This window comes from Phyllobacterium sp. LjRoot231, from assembly GCF_964253365.1.
In the GTDB taxonomy this organism is placed as follows: domain Bacteria; phylum Pseudomonadota; class Alphaproteobacteria; order Rhizobiales; family Rhizobiaceae; genus Phyllobacterium.
In genome coordinates, this window is record NZ_CAXUQT020000001.1 from 1,172,857 (window position 1) to 1,189,448 (window position 16,592).

Sequence of the window (16,592 nt, forward strand, 5' to 3'; positions counted from 1 at the left end):
GTGCCAACGTGATAGCATTCCGGCTTTGGGGAAACCCGCATGGAACGACGTCTCGTTACCATCATGGCCGCCGACGTGGTTGGCTATTCTGCCCGGATGGAGCTGTCGGAAAGCGAAACGATCCGACAACTTTCCGCGCTCACGCACATGATCGGCGAACAGGTCGTCGGGCACAATGGCCGCGTGTTTTCCCGGGCAGGTGACGGTTTCCTGTCGGAATTTCCAAGTCCGGTTATGCCTGTCCAATCCGGTTTTGAAATCCAGCGCATCCTTCTTGCGTCATCTCAGGAAGGCAGCAACCACTTCCAGCTTCGCATGGGCATTCATTTGGCTGACGCTATTGTCGATGGGGAGGATCTTCTCGGTGACGGGGTCAACATCGCAGCCAGGGTGGAGGGACTTGCCGAACCGGGTTCAATCCTGATCACGCAAACCGTGTTTGATCAGGTAAAGCGCACGGCGAAACTTCGATTCGAAGACTGGGGCGAGAGACCCCTCAAGAATATTTCCGAGCCGATCCGGCTCTATCGCGTTGTCGGCGAGCTTGATAGCCATAGCTACATAACGGGTATCCCGCCCACGTTGAAGCGTGATGACGGTCAGGACCTCAGACCTATAAAGCGGATGCAAGGTTTTTACTTGACTTCCAAGTTGCGTGTAGTTACACGTATATGATGGTTGATGCGCTTGATTTTGCCGATTGTAGAGACTGTCTCTGCCTTGCTGCCCGAAACCGCGCACAGAGGTTGACACGGTTGTTCGATGAGAAGCTTCGCCCATTCGAGCTGACAATAAACCAGTACTCACTTTTGACGGCGCTGATCCTTGGCGGCCCGACGACAATAAGCGATATAGCAGAACGCCTGGGGATAGACCGCACGACGCTGACTCGCAACCTGGCGTTGGTCAGCAATCGTCGTCTCATTACCGTCAACCCGGGCGAGGACGGACGCGAGAGAGTCGTCACTTTGACGTCCAAAGGGTGGGCTGTCGCTGAAGCGGCATTACCGGCCTGGAAGGCAGCGCAGGCGGAAGCATCGGCAAGCTGAATTCACATGTCGGACGCAGTCCGAAGCTATCCGTAAACGTGTATATACACTTATAGGAGATCGGCATGACTTTGGATTTTGTTGGTGGCGTACTGCTCACGGCAGTCGCAATTTTGAACCTGAATGCGCTCGTAAATGTCTTGCGGATTTCTTTGGCCGCCAAGCTGATGATCGCGGGCGTCGCGGGACTCTGGATCGGAGCACAGGTGTCCCTTGCAGCCGCCGGTGCATTCGGCGGGGCGCTCGGTCTGCAGGTGCCGCTTATCGGTGTCATGGTTGTGCTTCCCGTTGTCGTGGTGGCGATTGCCTGGCAGGTTTTGCCAGCCGTGCGCTCAGCGCTGCTTGCCGTGCCGCTGCCGCTGCTGATTGGCCTTAACATCAGCCGGGTTTTTGGCGCGTTCTTCCTGTTTCTGGCGGCGGCCGGACGGCTTGACGGACCATTTCCAATCTCGGCGGGATGGGGAGACGTTATCACTGGTGTCGTCGCGCTGCCCCTGTCCATTGCCGTTGCCCGTCGTGGCACCGGTATGAGCAGCAGCATCTATGCGTGGAACGTTTTTGGCCTCGTCGACCTGTTGCTGGCGGTTGGTTTGGGCACCATCTCCTTTAATGGCTTCATTCTGCAACTCATCGAAAGTGGTGTGGGATCGGACGCTATTCAGACCTTGCCTTGGTCGATGATACCGACGGTTCTCGTGCCGTTTTACCTGATCGTTCATGGGATTATCTTTGCGCAGCTGCGCGAGACAAACCTTGTGCAACGCGCGACGCTATCAAGCTAGCCTGTTGCAGTGACGGTGAATGGTGCGATCCGCATGCCGGGCCGGTTCGTTTGGCTTGGCGTGTGACCTGCAACACGCAATTCATCATGCCCCCACGGGCCATCGGTGATATAGTCGTCGGAGGTTGAGCGGGGAACTCCACACAGACAAATCCGACGACCGGCATTCGACCCAAGAGCTTCGGCTCGCATCCGGCGGGTGATCGATCACTTGGCGCCGGGTGCCGTCATCGGCAAGATCCATATCTAAAACAACGAAAAAAAACGTCAGACTAAATTGGAAACGCAACCTGGGAGGGTGACATGACGACATTGTTCGTGAGGCATATGGTCTCCGACTACAAGATCTGGCGAAAGGCCTATGACGCCTTTGCTGCGGTGCAGAAGGCAAACGGTGTTAAAGCGGAGGCGGTGTATCAAGCCGCCGATAACCCCAACGACGTCACCGTGACCCACGAATTCGCGACCCTGGAGGCGGCACAATCCTTCACCAGGCTCGAAGAGCTGGGAAAGGCGATACACAGCGGGGGAGTGGTCGGGACACCGGCAGTCTGGATAACCCAGAAGGTATGAACCAGCGTGAGCAATTCTTGAGTTTGGAGCGCTGGCGGGCGTCCGCGAGATCACTCATCGAAATAGCCGGCGCCTGGTGTAGGGCAGACGCCGGCTAATTATTGATCACTGCCCTACGCGGACGTGACAGTATCCTTGGGGAAGTCTGTCGAAATCGCAAGATCCCGCCATGCGCCAAGTTCCTTCGCAACGCTGTCGTTCTTCGTCTCGATCGCAGCCACCGTGTCCGAGCCGAATGGCATGCGAAGCGGCGGATTGGGATCGTTGACCAGCTTGATCATCGCTTTGGCGAGCCGGGCAGGATCGCCGGGCTGTGCATGATTGGCACCGGCCGCCATGGTTCGCATTGCACCCGCTGGCGTCTCATTATAGTCGGAGATTGCGCTGTGGCTGACCGTAAGGGAACTTTCGTCGAGAAAATCCGTGCGGAAGAACCCCGGTTCGACCACCGTGACTTTTATGCCAAGCGGCTCCAGCTCAGCGGCGAGGGCCTCGCTAAGTCCCTCGACTGCAAATTTCGTCGAGCAATATACGCCCCAGCCCGGATAGCTCACATAGCCGCCGATCGAGGATATGTTGATGACGAGCCCGGAACGCTGCCGGCGCATGTGCGGAAGGACCGCGCGGGTCACCTTGAGCAAGCCGAAGACATTCGTTGCATAGAGCTTCTCGATTTCCGCAGCGGTTGCCTCCTCGACGGCGCCAAGGAGACCGAATCCGGCATTGTTCAACAGGATGTCGATCTTTCCGAAGCGCTTGACGGCCTGTTCGGCTGCGGCGTTTGCTTGCGCTTCGTTGGTGACGTCGAGAGCCACGGCGAGCAAATTCGGGTGATTTCCGAACCTGTCGGTGACTGTCTGCGGATTACGTGCAGTTGCGACAACCGCATCTCCCGCGTCCAGAGCCTGCTCTGTGATCAGTGCGCCAAAGCCGCGCGAAGCACCTGTGATAAACCAGACACGCATGATGTTCTCCTTTCCCTGTTGAATGCCGTTTGAACGTTACCGCATGGACTAAGATGAAATAATCGCCTTTATTCTCCATGAGGTAGTGAGGGAAGTTCATCAATGCGGAAGATTAGCCCATCGGATCTCGCGACATTCCTGGCCATTTCCCACCACCGAAGCTTTAGAAAAGCTGCCGTCGAGCTGGGGGTTACACCGTCAGCGCTCAGTCACTCTTTGCGGTCAATCGAGGAACGCCTCGACATACGACTGATAAACCGGACCACGCGAAGTGTAGCGCTGACGGAGGCAGGTGAACAGCTTTTCACCCGCATCAATCCTGCCTTCCTCGATATCGAGGATGCGCTCGAAGACCTGAACGCTTTCCGCGGTCAGCCATCCGGCAAGCTTCGCATCAATGCGTCGCGCGCAGCTGCAAAGCTGGTGCTCCTGCCGATCATATCACGGTTCCTGAAGGTCTATTCCGAGGTGGAAGTCGAACTGGTGGTCGACGATGCTTTGGTCGATATGGTGTCTGCGGGCTTCGATGCCGGTGTGCGTTTCGGCGAAATGATCGCCGCCGACATGATTGCAGTGCCGGTCGGACCGCGACACAGGTTTGCCGTGGTCGGTTCACCCGAGCACTTCGAGCGCCATCCAGCGCCGGTTTCGCCGCAGGATCTGAACCATCACCCCTGTATTCGCTACCGCTTCGCGAGTGGGGCTTTTTATCGCTGGGAGTTCGAGAAAGGCGGGATCGAACTCGAGATCGAGGTCCAAGGATCGCTTACGCTCGGCGATCAGGATCTGATGCTTGAAGCTGCCTTGAACGGCGCCGGGCTTGCATACCTTTTTGAGGAGCAAGTCCAGACGCATATATCTGAAGGCCGCTTGCGGCGGGTTCTGGATGAATGGTGCCCTTATTACCCCGGCTTCTTCCTTTATTATACGAGCCGCAGGCAACTTCCGACCGCAATGCGTGCGTTCGTCGATTTCCTGAAAACCGAGAACCGGTGATGAATTGAGAAGCGTGGGGTAATCTGCGCCGATTTTGTTGCAACAGGATTGCGTCTCAGGAAATTTTCAGCGGGCGAAAATCTTCATGGAACAACTGTCATATTGAAACGTTAGGTTGCGCTATGACCACTCCGTTTCCCTCTGTGACCATTGAAACCCAGCACGCCGGAAAGCCTCGGAACATCGGTTCGGTTCCCGAAGCCGCCGAGGTTTTGTTGATGAACTGGCCGATCCATGACGGGGTCAAACTCAAGGTAGCAAGGCAGAAGTGCCTGGACGCGCTGGACGGCAAGGTAACGATAACCGAGTGCAGGTCCGCCTTTATCGAAGCGGCAAAGGAGGCGCGCATCTTTGTCGATTATTCGACAAGGAAGCCGTAGCTCATCCCCAGGCATCGAAATTGCGCTTCAGAACGCCTGAGAATATAGGGTCCTTGGCCATGTTTTCAGCGATTTCGGTCAGCTTCGGAAATGATTGCGTGAATTCTTTCCTGCCCGGGCGCCAGTTACACATGACAGCGATATAGAGATCGATCGCACTGAAATCATTGCCGAGGAAACACGGTGTATCGGCAACATCCTCGACGTGACCCCACAATGTCTTGCGGTATTGATCGACAGTCTGCTTGTATGCCTTCTGGGCCTCTTTCGGCAATTGCCAGCGGGCCGGATCATCGCTGAATGTCGACGTAGGATAGATCTCGCTGACGATGTAAATGAGCCATCTCAGAAACGCTGGCCGTTGCCGGTCGTTGGTAGCGGGGGCCAGCTGTGCGTCAGGAAATGCGTCAGCGAGATGAAGGATCATCGCTGCGCTTTCCGTCATGATATCGCCGCCCGGCATGATAAGGGTCGGAACCTGCCCGAGAGGGTTCAATTCCAGCAAACGGTCACGGTCCGGTCCAGGTTCGAGATAGGGTATCTCTTCGAGTTCGAATTCAGCTCCAGCTTTGAGCAAGGCCAATTCGACGATAACCGATCCGCAACCTTCCGATCCGATAAGAACGTATTTGCTCATTGCGATTTCCCCGCTGCATCAGGTGTTGGCGTCATCCTCGACATCGACTTCAGGCCGGTCGCTTCCCCTGACCGATTCCTGATGCCACGTGCCATCTGCGGTTTCATAGCTGATCTGGGCATCGTCGCCACCGATCTGCTGCCGTTTGGCTGCCTCCCTGGCAGCTCTCAACGCCGCGTCGTGGGAGGGAAACTTCTCGGACCAGACGTCTCCGAGCCTGTAGGCCCAACCGCCGTCATGAGCATGGACATGATAGGTGAGGTGCATGAAAATTCTCCATTTGGACCAACTTGGCCCGATTTGACTGCGCGATGCTGCCTATCAGGCGAGAAGAAAAATGAACCGTCAGAGATTTTGTTCCAGCCAGCCTGAATTAATGCTCCGGTAAAACCAGATCGAGGGTTACGAAGTTAAATCTTCAGTGATTTGGTTGAACGGACGATCCAGTAGTTTAATGTAGCACAGTTATCTGACAATCAACCTAGAGCCCTTTTTGGCAAATATGGTCGGAAAGGGCTCTGGCAAGAGGGATGAGACCATGTCGAAATCCAACGCTGCTCTTTCCGGTCGATTCAGGATTGGCGGAGATATCGAGATCAATCGCCTCGGCTTCGGCGCCATGCGCATCACAGGCGCGGGAATATGGGGCGAGCCGGCTGACCGGGCCGAAGCCATCCGGACGCTAAAACGTCTTCCTGAACTCGGCGTCAATTTCATCGATACGGCCGATTCCTACGGTCCCAACGTCTCGGAAGAACTGATCAGGGAAGCGCTCCATCCTTTCGCCGGTATGCTGGTCGCAACGAAAGCAGGTCTCACACGAACCGGTCCCAATGTGTGGACGCCGCTCGGAAGACCGGAGTATCTGATCCAGCAGGCCTATGCGAGCTGCCGCCGGCTTGGCGTCGACCAGATCGGCCTGTGGCAACTGCACCGGATCGATCCGAAAGTGCCGAGCGACGAGCAGTTTTCGGCAGTAAGGAAGCTGCTTGATGACGGGGTCATCCGCCATGCTGGTCTGAGCAACGTGTCGGTCGCCGATATCAAGGCCGCATCGAAGCACTTCAAAGTGGCGACGGTTCAGAACCGCTACAATCTCGTCGATCGAACCAGCGAAGACGTTCTCGATTATTGCACCGACAACAATATCGGTTTCATTCCATGGTTCCCGCTTGCGGCAGGCGATCTGGCCAAACCCGGTTCGCTCCTCGACAAGATGGCCTCGGCTCATGGTGCTGGCCCGAGCCAGATTGCGCTTGCCTGGGTCTTGAAGCGCAGTCCGGTGATGCTGCCGATACCGGGCACCTCCAAGGTTACGCATCTCGAACAGAATATTGAAGCTGCCGCAATCGAACTTTCCGATGAGGAATTCGCGGCGCTCGATGCGGAAGGCAAGGCGTGGAAACCGCGTTGATCGCCAGCCCGCGCTGGCTACGCGACGCCTCACGCAAGCAATTGCTCGAGGCGATCGAGAAGCGGGCGCTGACCCGCTATGATTTTCCGGTGCGCGTCAGCCAGTGAAAACCATTCCGCCCGGTCCACTTCCGGAAAGGATTGAAGATGTCCGCTGCGGGGCGGCCATTCGATCTCGAATACATTACTGACCAGCGTTGCGACGTCGAAATTTCCTTCGATGGCAAAGCCGGTTACAAGCTTGCCGCCTGCCTGGCGTATGGTCCCCAGCGATCGAAGTTTTCCGTCAGGGACCAACCCCGTTTCCTCGGTGAATTCGCGTCGCGCGGTTGCTTCTGGATCCTCGTCTTCGCTGTACTCGCCTTTCGGAATCGACCAAGCCGACAGATCCTTGTTGCGCCAGAAAGGGCCACCGGGATGCACAAGCAAGACCTGAAGATCGTCGCCGGTCTTGCGGTACATGAGAATGCCGGCGCTTTTCTTTGCCACGGGTCTGGTTCCCCAACATAGAGCCGATCGGTTCAATTGGAGCCGGTATCGATCTGGGGTTGCAGCAGTCTCCCACTCCGGCTCGCGCGCACTGACAACCGAACAATAGTACAGACGATTGAAATAGGTGTATCCGCCAAATTGGGGTATTGCGACGAAAATGCAAATCTGAGATCATGATCCATCCCAGAAGTCCAAATAAAAAGACCGGGGGAACAGGAGGAAACATAGTTCGTAATTCTCTTGATGAGGTGCAACTATGATTTCAAATTCGAGTTACGCAAGTATCGCTGTTCCGTACAAAGCGGGAGGCAGCGGGTCATGAACGATAAATCTTTCTCATCTCCAGTATTGATCAGTCTCGGTGCCATGGGGCTTCGCCTCGTGTCTTCCGTGTGGGAGGCGTTGGAGTGCCTGAAGAACCAATGGCCGCAGCAGGAAGGGATCGAATACAGGCGTGCCACGCGAATGTGCCGGGATGCACTCGAGGGCTGGATGTCGCCGGCAAAGGCGCGGCAAGCATTCGTCATTGCGGCGCAGCGCGCCGGTGTGCTGATAGGCAAACCCACGTTGAAGTGAACTGAAGTGGCGTGAGAAATCCTGGAGAGCATGCGCAGACATTCCGGTCTCGCGCCACTCCAACATGCGTAAATTTACAACCCGAGCCCCGCATCAGCCTCAATGCAGCGTTGACGCAGGTGTGCAAAACTGCTTTTCCCGCTTCCGGTTGCAAAAGCTGTCGCAATTCTCCCGAAGGATGTTATTGAAATCGTTGAATCTTTGACGATCCTCTATCTGGCGATCGATTGGCACAGCCGGCTTACAATTCATTTAATTGAACAATTTCAACTAGTTCCGCCGCGCATTTCTGCGGGCCGAACGTTGTGACCAAACCGTAATATAAGTGTCACATGACTGTTATAAACCTTCTGTAGACAGCGCTTACTTCAACAGTTTTCTAACGGGAGTAAAACGATGAACAAGCTTCTAACTACAGCCGCACTGCTTGCGATCGCCGTTGGCGCGTCGACGGTTGCAGCGTCTGCCCGCGACCAGGTCCAGGTATCGGGCTCTTCGACGGTTCTGCCATACGCCAAGATCGTTGCCGAATCTTTTGGCGAAACATTTCCTAATTTCAAGACGCCAGTCGTTGAATCCGGTGGTTCCGGCGCAGGCATCAAGGAATTCTGCAAGGGTGTCGGCGAAGACACGATTGACATTGCCAATTCCTCGCGTCCGATCAAGGAAGGCGAGCTGAAGTCCTGCGTTGATGCTGGCGTCAAGGACGTCGAAGAAATCCGCATCGGCTATGATGGCATCGTATTCGCCACCGATATCAAAGGTCCGGATTGGGCTCTGACACCGAAGGACGTCTATACGGCGCTCGCCGCACAGCTCGTTGTTGACGGCAAGCTCGTTGACAATCCAAACACCAAGTGGAACCAGGTGAACCCGGCTCTCCCGGACTGGGATATCGCCGCCTACATTCCTGGCGAAAAGCACGGCACACGTGAAGTCTTCGAAGAAAAGCTGATGACCGGTGGCTGCAAAGCTACTGGTGCGGCCGACGCGATCAAGAAGCTCGGCCTCGATGACAAGGCTGCCGCTGCTGCCTGCGTCAAGATCCGCAAGGATGGCAAGGCAATCGATATCGATGGCGACTATCCGGAAACGCTGGCTCGTATCGATGCCAACAAGACCGGTGTTGGCATATTCGGCCTGGCTTTCTATGAAAACAATGCGGACAAGCTGAAGGTTGCGACTGTCGAAGGCGTTGTTCCGAGCACGGAAACCATCTCTTCCGGCAAGTATCCGGTTTCGCGTCCGCTGTTCTTCTACGTCAAGAAGGCCCATCTCGGTGTCATTCCTGGCCTGAAGGAATATGTCGACTTCTTCCTCAACGATCAGATGATCGGCCCGGACAGCCCACTCGTCGAGTATGGTCTGGTTGCTGCACCGGATGCGGAACGCAAAGCCCAGCGCGATGCATTCGCTGCCGGCGCGACAATGAAGAAGTAAGCTCAGGCTTACGTAAACGGGCGGCTTCGGCTGCCCGTTTGCCTATATGGGTGACGAGAATTTGCGGGACAGGGAAGAACTCTAGATGTCCACTTTAATGGTGCTTGTGATTGTCATAGCGATCGGCGCAGCCGGATATTTCATCGGTCGCCAGCGCGCTATCCGCAAAGAAGACGGAAACGTCAAGCCGCACTCCCTGCCGCATTATCATGGATGGTGGGTTTTCCTCGCTTCGACGCTGCCAGCCATCCTTTTTATCGCCGTGTGGGCCGCTGGAACCGGAGTATATCTGGAACGCTCGGCCATTGCCGAACTCCCGGCCCGCACAGCCGATACTGTCATTGCCAGTCAGAGTCTCGAGCTGGGCATGGTAAGCGGGATCGCTCGCGGCCTCGACAAGCTCAGCGATGAAGAACGTGCCCATCTTCCGCAAACCTTTGCAGAGCTGCGGCCGCTCCTCGCGAGCAAGGGCGTAGCGCTTGCGACAGAGGGTCAGGATTATATGATCCCCATCGCCGTCGAGTGGAACAAGAACACGGCCTGGGCAAGCAATATCGGTGGAATCATCGCCTTGGCGCTCGCACTGGCTGGCGCGGCCTTTGGCCTTTCAGGTGTTCATGTCAGGGCGCGTGCGCGCAACAATGTCGAGCGCGTCATCCTCGGCGCGCTGATTGCGGCGTCCGGTATCGCCATTCTCACAACCGTCGGCATCATCCTGTCGATGCTGTTCCAGACGCTAACCTTCTTCCAGTCGGTTTCACCTTCGACTTTCTTCTTCGGCACAGTCTGGGATCCACGCTTTGCAGCTGCGGGTTCCGGTGGTTCACAAGGGCAGTTCGGCCTGATTCCGCTGCTTGCCGGCACGCTTTATATCGCGTTCGTCGCCATGCTGTTCGCGGTGCCGGTCGGCCTGTTCGCCGCCATCTATATGGCGGAATATGCCAGCCGCAACGTGCGTTCCGTCGTCAAGCCGCTGCTTGAAGTGCTCGCCGGTATCCCGACAATCGTCTACGGCTTCTTCGCGCTCGTCACCGTCGGTCCATTCCTGCGCGATCTCAGCGCTGCGCTTTCCGGCGGCTATGCCTTTATCCAGGCGCAGAGCGTCCTGACCGCCGGCATCGTCATGGGCGTCATGCTGATCCCCTTCGTTTCCTCGCTTTCCGACGACATCATCACAGCGGTTCCGGGATCGCTGCGCGACGGTTCGCTCGGCCTCGGTTCGACCAAGTCCGAAACAATCCGCCGCGTCGTATTGCCTGCCGCCTTGCCGGGCATTGTCGGTGCGCTGCTTCTGACCGCGTCGCGCGCTATCGGCGAAACCATGATCGTGGTGCTCGCAGCCGGTGTTGCTGCCAACCTCAATATCAACCCGTTCGAGGCGATGACAACGATCACAGTCAAGATCGTCAATCAGCTGACGGGCGATCTCGAGTTCAACTCACCGCAAACGCTGGTGGCGTTCGCCTTGGGCCTTACCCTCTTTTTCATCACTCTGGCGATGAACATCTTTGCGCTCTACATCGTGCGTAAGTATCGGGAGCAGTACGAATGACCGACATAGCCCTCAATCCTGCTGCTGGTGCATCTGCACGGCCGGCGCGCCGTGATATCGGCCTGAAGCGCCGTTATGCCGCCGAGCGCCGTTTCAAGCTTTATGGCATCGCCGCGATCGCTATCGGTCTCTTCTTCCTGATCGCCTTGATGTATTCGGTGTTTTCCAACGGCTACACCGCTTTTTGGCAAACCGAGGTCAATCTCGCGATCAATCTCGACCCGAAGATCATCGATCCGGACAACAAGCGTGCGACCGATCCGAACGTCCTGCTGACGGCCAACTATCCGATCCTGGCACGCAATGCGCTGGCCGAAAAACTGGGCGTTCCCTCGACGAACAAGCCGGCAATGCGTGAACTGGGCAAGCTCTTTTCTGAGGGCGTCCGTGGACAATTGCGCGAACTCGTTGCCGGCAATCCTTCGCTGATAGGAACCACGCAGAACATCTGGGTACTGACCGGTGCCGATATCGATTCCGCCTTCAAGGGCCAGATCGATCTCAGCGTCGATCAGACCCGCCGCAAGGTTTCCGACCAGCAGGTCGAGTGGATGAACAAGCTGAAGGGCGAGGGCGTCATGGCCCAGCGCTTCAATACGGGCCTCTTTACCTATGGCGCGTCGAGCCGCCCCGAGACATCGGGTCTTGGCGTCGCGCTCATCGGGTCGCTCTATATGATGCTGATCGTCCTGTGTCTTTCCCTGCCGATCGGCGTTGCCGCTTCGATCTATCTCGAGGAATATGCCAAGAAGAGCCGGCTGACGGATATCATCGAAGTCAACATCAACAATCTCGCGGCTGTTCCATCGATCGTGTTCGGGCTTCTCGGGTTGGCTGTCTTCATCAACTTCTTCCACATGCCGCGGTCGGCTTCGCTGGTCGGCGGTATGGTGCTGACGCTGATGACATTGCCGACGATCATCATCGCGACACGTGCAGCGCTGCGGGCCGTTCCGCCATCGATCCGCGCGGCAGCTCTTGGCATCGGAGCGTCGAAGACGCAGATGGTTTTCCACCATGTCCTGCCGCTTGCCGCACCTGGCATCCTGACAGGCACGATCATCGGTCTTGCGCATGCCCTTGGTGAAACGGCTCCACTGCTTCTGATCGGCATGGTCGCGTTCGTCGCCAACAGTCCGGTTACGCCGCTCGATCCGTCCACGGCACTGCCGGTGCAGATCTATATGTGGGCGAATGAGGCGGAACGCGCCTTTGTCGAGCGGACGTCTGGCGCTATCATCGTGTTGTTGATTTTCCTCGCGGTCATGAACATCACAGCCATCATTCTGCGTCGCCGCTTCGAGCGGCGGTGGTAACGGGTCGGGAAAGGCTCTAATTATGAACCTGATGACGGAACGAAATCTCGAAAAAGCGGTAAATGACAAAATGAGCGCTCAGGGAAACGCGATCAAGATGCAGGGCAAGGACGTCACCGTGCACTATGGTGACAAGCAGGCGCTGTTCGGTGTCAGCCTCGATGTGCCGGAGAAGATGGTAACGGCTTTGATCGGTCCCTCGGGCTGCGGCAAGTCCACTTTCCTGCGCAGCCTCAACCGCATGAATGACACGATCGAAGGCTGCAAGATCGGCGGCATGATCACGCTCGACGATGAGGATATCTACAATCCGAAGATCGATGTGGTGGAACTGCGTGCCCGTGTCGGCATGGTATTCCAGAAGCCCAATCCCTTCCCGAAGTCGATTTTCGAAAACGTGGCGTACGGACCGCGTATTCACGGTCTTGCCAAGAACCGCCAGCAACTCGAGGAAATCGTCGAGAAGAGCCTGCGCCGCGCCAGTCTGTTCGAAGAGGTGAAGGATCGCCTGCACGAAGCGGGTACCGGTCTCTCTGGCGGCCAGCAGCAGCGCCTGTGCATTGCGCGCGCCATCGCTGTCAGCCCGGAAGTCATCCTGATGGATGAGCCGTGCTCGGCACTCGATCCGATCGCCACCGCCAAGGTGGAGGAGCTGATCGACGAATTGCGCGAGAATTATACGATCGTCATCGTTACGCACTCGATGCAGCAGGCGGCGCGCGTATCGCAGCGTACGGCCATGTTCCATCTCGGCAATCTCGTTGAAGTTGGTGATACGGAAATGATGTTCACCAGCCCGACGGAAAAGCGCACACAAGACTACATCACCGGACGCTTCGGCTGATCCCGGGAAAGAGGTTGATACCATGACCGAACAGACAGCACAGCACACCGTCCGTTCCTACGACGACGAACTGAAATTCCTGACGCACAAGATCGCCGAGATGGGCGGGCATGCGGAGCGCATGGTCGAGCAGGCTGTCGCTGCCATGGTCAATTCCGACAACGCCCTGGCACAGCGGGTGATCTCGGACGATTTGATCCTCGATGCCGGTCAGCGCGAGATTGACGAAAAGGCGATTACCATCATCGGCAAGCGCCAGCCTATGGCGATCGATCTGCGTGAAGTCATCGGCACAATCCGCATTTCATCGGATCTCGAACGCATCGGCGACCTTGGCAAGAACATCGCAAAACGCGTCGTTGCGGTTACCGATACAAGGCAGACGCTCTCGGTCTATCGCGGATTGCAAACCATCGCTGAACTGGCGCTGACGCAACTCAAGGATGTTCTCGATGCCTACGCCACACGTTCGGTCGCTCAGGTCAATATCGTACGCGAGCGCGATGACGAGATCGACGCGCTCTATACGTCATTGTTCCGCGAACTCCTGACCTACATGATGGAAGATCCGCGCAACATTTCGGCCTGCACGCATCTTCTTTTCTGTGCAAAGAACATCGAACGCATCGGCGACCATGCGACGAACATAGCAGAGACAGTCTATTATATCGTGACGGGAACGCAGCTTCCGGCAGAGCGCCCGAAGGAAGATCAATCCCACACGATCGTGGTGGATGAACATCTCGCATCCTAAGTTTTCAAAGGTAGAAAATGGCTATAGCTCCCAAAATCACTGTTGTGGAAGACGAGGAAGCCTTGAGCGTCCTCCTCAGGTACAATCTTGAAGCTGAAGGCTATGCAGTCGAGACCATCGCACGCGGTGACGAAGCGGAAATAGCCTTGCGCGAGAAGGTGCCGGATCTGTTGATCCTGGACTGGATGCTGCCAGGCCTTTCCGGCATCGAATTGTGCCGGCGGCTGAGAGCCAGGCGCGAAACGGAAATCCTGCCGATCATCATGCTGACGGCACGCGGCGAGGAAAGCGAGCGGGTGCGCGGTCTGGCAACCGGCGCGGATGATTACATGGTCAAGCCGTTCTCGACACCGGAGCTGCTTGCACGCATCAAATCCATGTTGCGCCGGGTCAACCCGAGCCTGCTGTCGCACGTGCTAAGCTTTGGCGACCTCAAGCTCGACCGCGAGCAACACCGTGTCTACCGCAAGGAACGCGAGCTGAAGCTTGGACCGACGGAATTTCGCCTCCTGGAATTCCTGATGCAGTCACCGGGCCGTGTCTTCTCGCGCGGGCAATTGCTCGACAATGTCTGGGGCGCGGATATCTATGTCGATGACCGCACTGTCGACGTTCATGTCGGACGGTTGCGCAAGGCCATCAATATCGGCCGCTCCATCGATCCGATCCGCACCGTGCGCGGCGCAGGATATTCATTCGGCTAATTTATTTGAGGCACGACGGAAGTGACACCTCCCGCGATCGGTTACTGCGTATAACGTCCGATTGGACGCACAGAGGGCGCAGTAACACTTCGATGGCATCATGATGCCATGCTGACGCATTATCATCAGCGACACTCTCAGCAAGTGGAAACAGCGACGACCGATATGGTTCTCGAGAGTTGGAGGATTTGACGATCATGGCAAGCAAGAGCGCCGACTTTCAGGATTGCGTTCATTTGCCACCAGGTTGGCCGAACGCCCGAGCATCCGCCTTTTGATCCTCGCCGGTATGATTTTCGTTGGAACAATTGGAAGAGTCGTGGGTTGAAAGGGCATGGAGAGGGAAAAACCCGAAGGAGGAAAATATGCCCAGCAATGAAAAAACACGTGGTGGTTCATCGGAAAAGCAATCGAAAGCGGATCAGCAGAGCCACAAGAACATGCCCGGCCAGCAACAGCAGGAAGGGATGAAAAGGACTCAGCAAGGGTCCGGTTCGACGCGTGGCGGAACAAGCGAGCAGCCTGCAAAAGCTGGTCAGCAGAGCCACAAGAACAAATGATCCAAAAAAGCCCGTCACTTCGTGGCGGGCTCTTCTTCACTCTCTTTGCCGTTCCCATGGCGGGATGAACCTTCCATCAAGATATTCATCCAGGCAACCCGAATAAACAGGGATCGCGAGGTCCGCCGATTTGAGGAATACAAATGCCCAGCCTGCCTGACTGCCGTCCTGTTGGCAGATTTTGATCTGCGGTAATTTCCAAGAAACGCTGCATCGCTCAGGCCGTGGGCATGAAGCGGGAAACCTTTCTTCAGTGTGCCGAAGGCGAATATTCTCATCGGAAGCCCGCAACGAATTCGCCAGGGCCTGTCAGGGCGGCTATTGAGGACGAGCGGCATGAAACTCAAGGCGCTCGCCCTTAATGGCACGTTGAAAAGCGATGGAAAATCTTCGACTTAGACAAAATTTGTCCTAGACGACCTCGTCGGAAGGCTTGGGCGTGTTCTCGTTGGCCGGATCGCGAAGAACTTGGCCAGGCTCGTCAAGCCGGGTAATCACACCTTTTTCCATGCGGAAGACGCCGTGATGTCCACCTTGCCGGGCGAAATCGGTTTCGAGATCGCCCCACGAGCCAAGAAAATTGCCGCAGGAACTGCAATGTATCGGTGAACTCGATTTTACGTCTGCAGGTATGTCCAGATAGATTGTACCACAGTTTGCGCATTCCAATTTGTGGTCCAGCCTTTGGCCCATCCGAGTACCCTTCTGCATTATTCAAGCAAGAACAGTACGCCGTTTACGGATAAGCGCAATTGTATGTCTATCAGCGGACACGCCGTCAGGAGCGGCCAAATTCCTTCCTCAATTCGTCCAATACTCTCTTTTGTTTTTCCGGCAGGTTGCGACCTGCGCGGTTGATATAGAAAGTCAGCATCGACATGGCGGACCGGAATGGACTGGATTTGCGCCGGTCGGAGTGTTCCGCGGACCGCTTCAGCGAGACGGCAATCTTGTGCGGGTCGTGCTGTTCGAAGACATGAGCCTCAAGGTCTAGCGCGTCACTGTGCTCGGTGACCTCCTGGGACCATTTTTCTTTTGGCTTGTCGGCCATTTTGAAACCTCCAATGATCGTTCATTCGAACGTTACTTTCTTCGGATCGAACGCCCCATGATCCTGGATCGCTGCGACATCCGATATCGGCTCTTCATAGGCCCACATGGCATCCTTCGCCGACTCTCCTTGGCCTCTGACCCGCCAATAGGATGCGGTTCCCTTCCAAGGGCATTTCGTGCTGGTATCGGTTTTTTCCAGATGGACGAAATAGATGTCATCGAAGGGGATATAGAGAACGGAATGGTGCCCGGGCTCCAGCAGTTCCAATGCCCGCTCCGTCGAAGCAATAACGACATCGTGAAATCGTACGGTCACGGGGTGGGAATATGGTTTGATCGTGATGCCGCTATCCATGGTCTGTTCCTTGTCGCAATTGACTGGTCGGGGCTTCGTTGAGTTTCAAGCCGCGAGGAAGCAAAATGTTCCCGGCGGACAGAAAATTGTGAACGCACGCGTGCCCAGCCTACTACACACGGGGAACCCCGGTACTTTTGACGCGTTAGAAA

General features: G+C 56.3%; 22 protein-coding genes. 15 read left to right on the forward strand and 7 right to left on the reverse strand.

Annotation, left to right across the window (positions count from 1 at the left end; translation table 11 throughout):
- The first annotated feature begins 39 nt into the window (after positions 1–39).
- From ACSQ3H_RS05695 to ACSQ3H_RS05710, 4 genes are all read left to right on the forward strand, one after another.
- On the forward strand, positions 40–675 hold the full coding sequence (locus tag ACSQ3H_RS05695; RefSeq protein WP_436116148.1) for an adenylate/guanylate cyclase domain-containing protein: 636 nt from the start codon (positions 40–42) through the stop codon (positions 673–675).
- Positions 676–755: 80 nt separating this feature from the next.
- The gene (locus ACSQ3H_RS05700; RefSeq protein ID WP_436116149.1) at positions 756–1,049 is read left to right on the forward strand and encodes a MarR family winged helix-turn-helix transcriptional regulator; all 294 of its coding nucleotides are present in this window, start codon (positions 756–758) and stop codon (positions 1,047–1,049) included.
- Between the two features lie 65 nt (positions 1,050–1,114).
- Positions 1,115–1,831: a hypothetical protein gene (locus ACSQ3H_RS05705; RefSeq protein ID WP_436116150.1), complete on the forward strand. Its 717-nt coding sequence runs from the start codon at positions 1,115–1,117 to the stop codon at positions 1,829–1,831.
- Positions 1,832–2,133: 302 nt separating this feature from the next.
- A complete protein-coding gene (locus ACSQ3H_RS05710; protein WP_436116151.1) occupies positions 2,134–2,403 on the forward strand; it encodes a cyclase in 270 nt (89 codons plus the stop codon).
- 113 nt (positions 2,404–2,516) lie between these two features.
- On the opposite strand, the gene ACSQ3H_RS05715 is transcribed toward ACSQ3H_RS05710, so the two are convergent.
- Positions 2,517–3,368, reverse strand: a complete 852-nt coding sequence (locus tag ACSQ3H_RS05715) for an oxidoreductase (protein ID WP_436116152.1) — start codon at positions 3,366–3,368, stop codon at positions 2,517–2,519.
- A gap of 102 nt (positions 3,369–3,470) precedes the next feature.
- On the opposite strand from ACSQ3H_RS05715, the gene ACSQ3H_RS05720 reads away from it, so the two are divergent.
- Both ACSQ3H_RS05720 and ACSQ3H_RS05725 read left to right on the forward strand, forming a co-directional pair.
- Positions 3,471–4,364, forward strand: coding sequence for a LysR family transcriptional regulator (locus tag ACSQ3H_RS05720; RefSeq protein WP_436116153.1), 894 nt, complete (start codon positions 3,471–3,473; stop codon positions 4,362–4,364).
- 122 nt (positions 4,365–4,486) lie between these two features.
- Positions 4,487–4,744 carry a DUF982 domain-containing protein gene (locus ACSQ3H_RS05725; RefSeq protein WP_436116154.1) on the forward strand — a complete coding sequence of 86 codons (258 nt, stop codon included), beginning with the start codon at positions 4,487–4,489 and terminating at the stop codon, positions 4,742–4,744.
- Position 4,745: 1 nt separating this feature from the next.
- On the opposite strand, the gene ACSQ3H_RS05730 is transcribed toward ACSQ3H_RS05725, so the two are convergent.
- Positions 4,746–5,381 (reverse strand): glutathione S-transferase family protein, encoded by a 636-nt coding sequence (locus ACSQ3H_RS05730; protein WP_436116155.1) that lies wholly within the window; start codon positions 5,379–5,381, stop codon positions 4,746–4,748.
- A gap of 18 nt (positions 5,382–5,399) precedes the next feature.
- Positions 5,400–5,648: a DUF2188 domain-containing protein gene (locus ACSQ3H_RS05735; protein ID WP_436116156.1), complete on the reverse strand. Its 249-nt coding sequence runs from the start codon at positions 5,646–5,648 to the stop codon at positions 5,400–5,402.
- Between the two features lie 271 nt (positions 5,649–5,919).
- Here ACSQ3H_RS05735 and ACSQ3H_RS05740 point away from each other — a divergent pair, with 271 nt between their 5' ends.
- A complete protein-coding gene (locus ACSQ3H_RS05740) occupies positions 5,920–6,795 on the forward strand; it encodes an aldo/keto reductase (RefSeq protein WP_436116157.1) in 876 nt (291 codons plus the stop codon).
- Between the two features lie 29 nt (positions 6,796–6,824).
- Here ACSQ3H_RS05740 and ACSQ3H_RS05745 read toward each other — a convergent pair whose 3' ends face one another.
- Complete coding sequence (locus ACSQ3H_RS05745; RefSeq protein WP_436116158.1) at positions 6,825–7,283, reverse strand: NUDIX domain-containing protein; 459 nt, start codon at positions 7,281–7,283, stop codon at positions 6,825–6,827.
- Positions 7,284–7,604: 321 nt separating this feature from the next.
- Here ACSQ3H_RS05745 and ACSQ3H_RS05750 point away from each other — a divergent pair, with 321 nt between their 5' ends.
- The 8 genes from ACSQ3H_RS05750 to ACSQ3H_RS05785 all read left to right on the forward strand — a co-directional run bounded on the left by ACSQ3H_RS05750 (position 7,605) and on the right by ACSQ3H_RS05785 (position 15,032).
- Positions 7,605–7,862 (forward strand): DUF982 domain-containing protein, encoded by a 258-nt coding sequence (locus tag ACSQ3H_RS05750; protein ID WP_436116159.1) that lies wholly within the window; start codon positions 7,605–7,607, stop codon positions 7,860–7,862.
- Between the two features lie 396 nt (positions 7,863–8,258).
- Complete coding sequence (locus tag ACSQ3H_RS05755) at positions 8,259–9,302, forward strand: substrate-binding domain-containing protein (protein ID WP_436116160.1); 1,044 nt, start codon at positions 8,259–8,261, stop codon at positions 9,300–9,302.
- Between the two features lie 85 nt (positions 9,303–9,387).
- Positions 9,388–10,854, forward strand: coding sequence for a phosphate ABC transporter permease subunit PstC (pstC, locus tag ACSQ3H_RS05760; protein ID WP_436116161.1), 1,467 nt, complete (start codon positions 9,388–9,390; stop codon positions 10,852–10,854).
- Positions 10,851–12,170 (forward strand): phosphate ABC transporter permease PstA, encoded by a 1,320-nt coding sequence (pstA, locus tag ACSQ3H_RS05765; RefSeq protein ID WP_436116162.1) that lies wholly within the window; start codon positions 10,851–10,853, stop codon positions 12,168–12,170. The genes pstC and pstA overlap by 4 nt, the downstream gene beginning before the upstream one ends.
- 70 nt (positions 12,171–12,240) lie before the next feature.
- Entirely contained in the window at positions 12,241–13,014 is a 774-nt protein-coding gene (gene pstB / locus ACSQ3H_RS05770; RefSeq protein WP_436119364.1) for a phosphate ABC transporter ATP-binding protein PstB, read from the forward strand.
- A 22-nt stretch (positions 13,015–13,036) separates the two neighbouring features.
- Entirely contained in the window at positions 13,037–13,768 is a 732-nt protein-coding gene (phoU, locus tag ACSQ3H_RS05775) for a phosphate signaling complex protein PhoU (protein WP_436116163.1), read from the forward strand.
- Between the two features lie 17 nt (positions 13,769–13,785).
- Positions 13,786–14,472, forward strand: coding sequence for a phosphate regulon transcriptional regulator PhoB (phoB, locus tag ACSQ3H_RS05780; protein ID WP_162701772.1), 687 nt, complete (start codon positions 13,786–13,788; stop codon positions 14,470–14,472).
- A gap of 299 nt (positions 14,473–14,771) precedes the next feature.
- Positions 14,772–15,032 (forward strand): hypothetical protein, encoded by a 261-nt coding sequence (locus ACSQ3H_RS05785; RefSeq protein WP_436116164.1) that lies wholly within the window; start codon positions 14,772–14,774, stop codon positions 15,030–15,032.
- A 411-nt stretch (positions 15,033–15,443) separates the two neighbouring features.
- On the opposite strand, the gene ACSQ3H_RS05790 is transcribed toward ACSQ3H_RS05785, so the two are convergent.
- The 3 genes from ACSQ3H_RS05790 to ACSQ3H_RS05800 form a co-directional block, all read right to left on the reverse strand.
- On the reverse strand, positions 15,444–15,725 hold the full coding sequence (locus ACSQ3H_RS05790) for a hypothetical protein (RefSeq protein WP_436116165.1): 282 nt from the start codon (positions 15,723–15,725) through the stop codon (positions 15,444–15,446).
- Positions 15,726–15,810: 85 nt separating this feature from the next.
- Positions 15,811–16,083, reverse strand: a complete 273-nt coding sequence (locus ACSQ3H_RS05795) for a DUF3175 domain-containing protein (protein ID WP_436116166.1) — start codon at positions 16,081–16,083, stop codon at positions 15,811–15,813.
- Positions 16,084–16,104: 21 nt separating this feature from the next.
- Entirely contained in the window at positions 16,105–16,440 is a 336-nt protein-coding gene (locus ACSQ3H_RS05800; protein WP_436116167.1) for a DUF427 domain-containing protein, read from the reverse strand.
- Positions 16,441–16,592: the final 152 nt, after the last annotated feature.

Coding starts and splice junctions, on each gene's coding strand:
- ACSQ3H_RS05705 (WP_436116150.1), top strand. CDS start 1,115: ATGACTTTGGATTTTGTTGGTGGCGTACTGCTCACGGCAGTCGCAATT.
- ACSQ3H_RS05695 (WP_436116148.1), top strand. CDS start 40: ATGGAACGACGTCTCGTTACCATCATGGCCGCCGACGTGGTTGGCTAT.
- ACSQ3H_RS05710 (WP_436116151.1), top strand. CDS start 2,134: ATGACGACATTGTTCGTGAGGCATATGGTCTCCGACTACAAGATCTGG.
- ACSQ3H_RS05795 (WP_436116166.1), bottom strand. CDS start 16,083: ATGGCCGACAAGCCAAAAGAAAAATGGTCCCAGGAGGTCACCGAGCAC.
- ACSQ3H_RS05735 (WP_436116156.1), bottom strand. CDS start 5,648: ATGCACCTCACCTATCATGTCCATGCTCATGACGGCGGTTGGGCCTAC.
- pstC (WP_436116161.1), top strand. CDS start 9,388: ATGTCCACTTTAATGGTGCTTGTGATTGTCATAGCGATCGGCGCAGCC.
- ACSQ3H_RS05740 (WP_436116157.1), top strand. CDS start 5,920: ATGTCGAAATCCAACGCTGCTCTTTCCGGTCGATTCAGGATTGGCGGA.
- ACSQ3H_RS05715 (WP_436116152.1), bottom strand. CDS start 3,368: ATGCGTGTCTGGTTTATCACAGGTGCTTCGCGCGGCTTTGGCGCACTG.
- ACSQ3H_RS05800 (WP_436116167.1), bottom strand. CDS start 16,440: ATGGATAGCGGCATCACGATCAAACCATATTCCCACCCCGTGACCGTA.
- pstB (WP_436119364.1), top strand. CDS start 12,241: ATGAGCGCTCAGGGAAACGCGATCAAGATGCAGGGCAAGGACGTCACC.
- ACSQ3H_RS05750 (WP_436116159.1), top strand. CDS start 7,605: ATGAACGATAAATCTTTCTCATCTCCAGTATTGATCAGTCTCGGTGCC.
- ACSQ3H_RS05725 (WP_436116154.1), top strand. CDS start 4,487: ATGACCACTCCGTTTCCCTCTGTGACCATTGAAACCCAGCACGCCGGA.
- phoU (WP_436116163.1), top strand. CDS start 13,037: ATGACCGAACAGACAGCACAGCACACCGTCCGTTCCTACGACGACGAA.
- ACSQ3H_RS05790 (WP_436116165.1), bottom strand. CDS start 15,725: ATGGGCCAAAGGCTGGACCACAAATTGGAATGCGCAAACTGTGGTACA.
- ACSQ3H_RS05730 (WP_436116155.1), bottom strand. CDS start 5,381: ATGAGCAAATACGTTCTTATCGGATCGGAAGGTTGCGGATCGGTTATC.
- ACSQ3H_RS05720 (WP_436116153.1), top strand. CDS start 3,471: ATGCGGAAGATTAGCCCATCGGATCTCGCGACATTCCTGGCCATTTCC.
- phoB (WP_162701772.1), top strand. CDS start 13,786: ATGGCTATAGCTCCCAAAATCACTGTTGTGGAAGACGAGGAAGCCTTG.
- ACSQ3H_RS05755 (WP_436116160.1), top strand. CDS start 8,259: ATGAACAAGCTTCTAACTACAGCCGCACTGCTTGCGATCGCCGTTGGC.
- pstA (WP_436116162.1), top strand. CDS start 10,851: ATGACCGACATAGCCCTCAATCCTGCTGCTGGTGCATCTGCACGGCCG.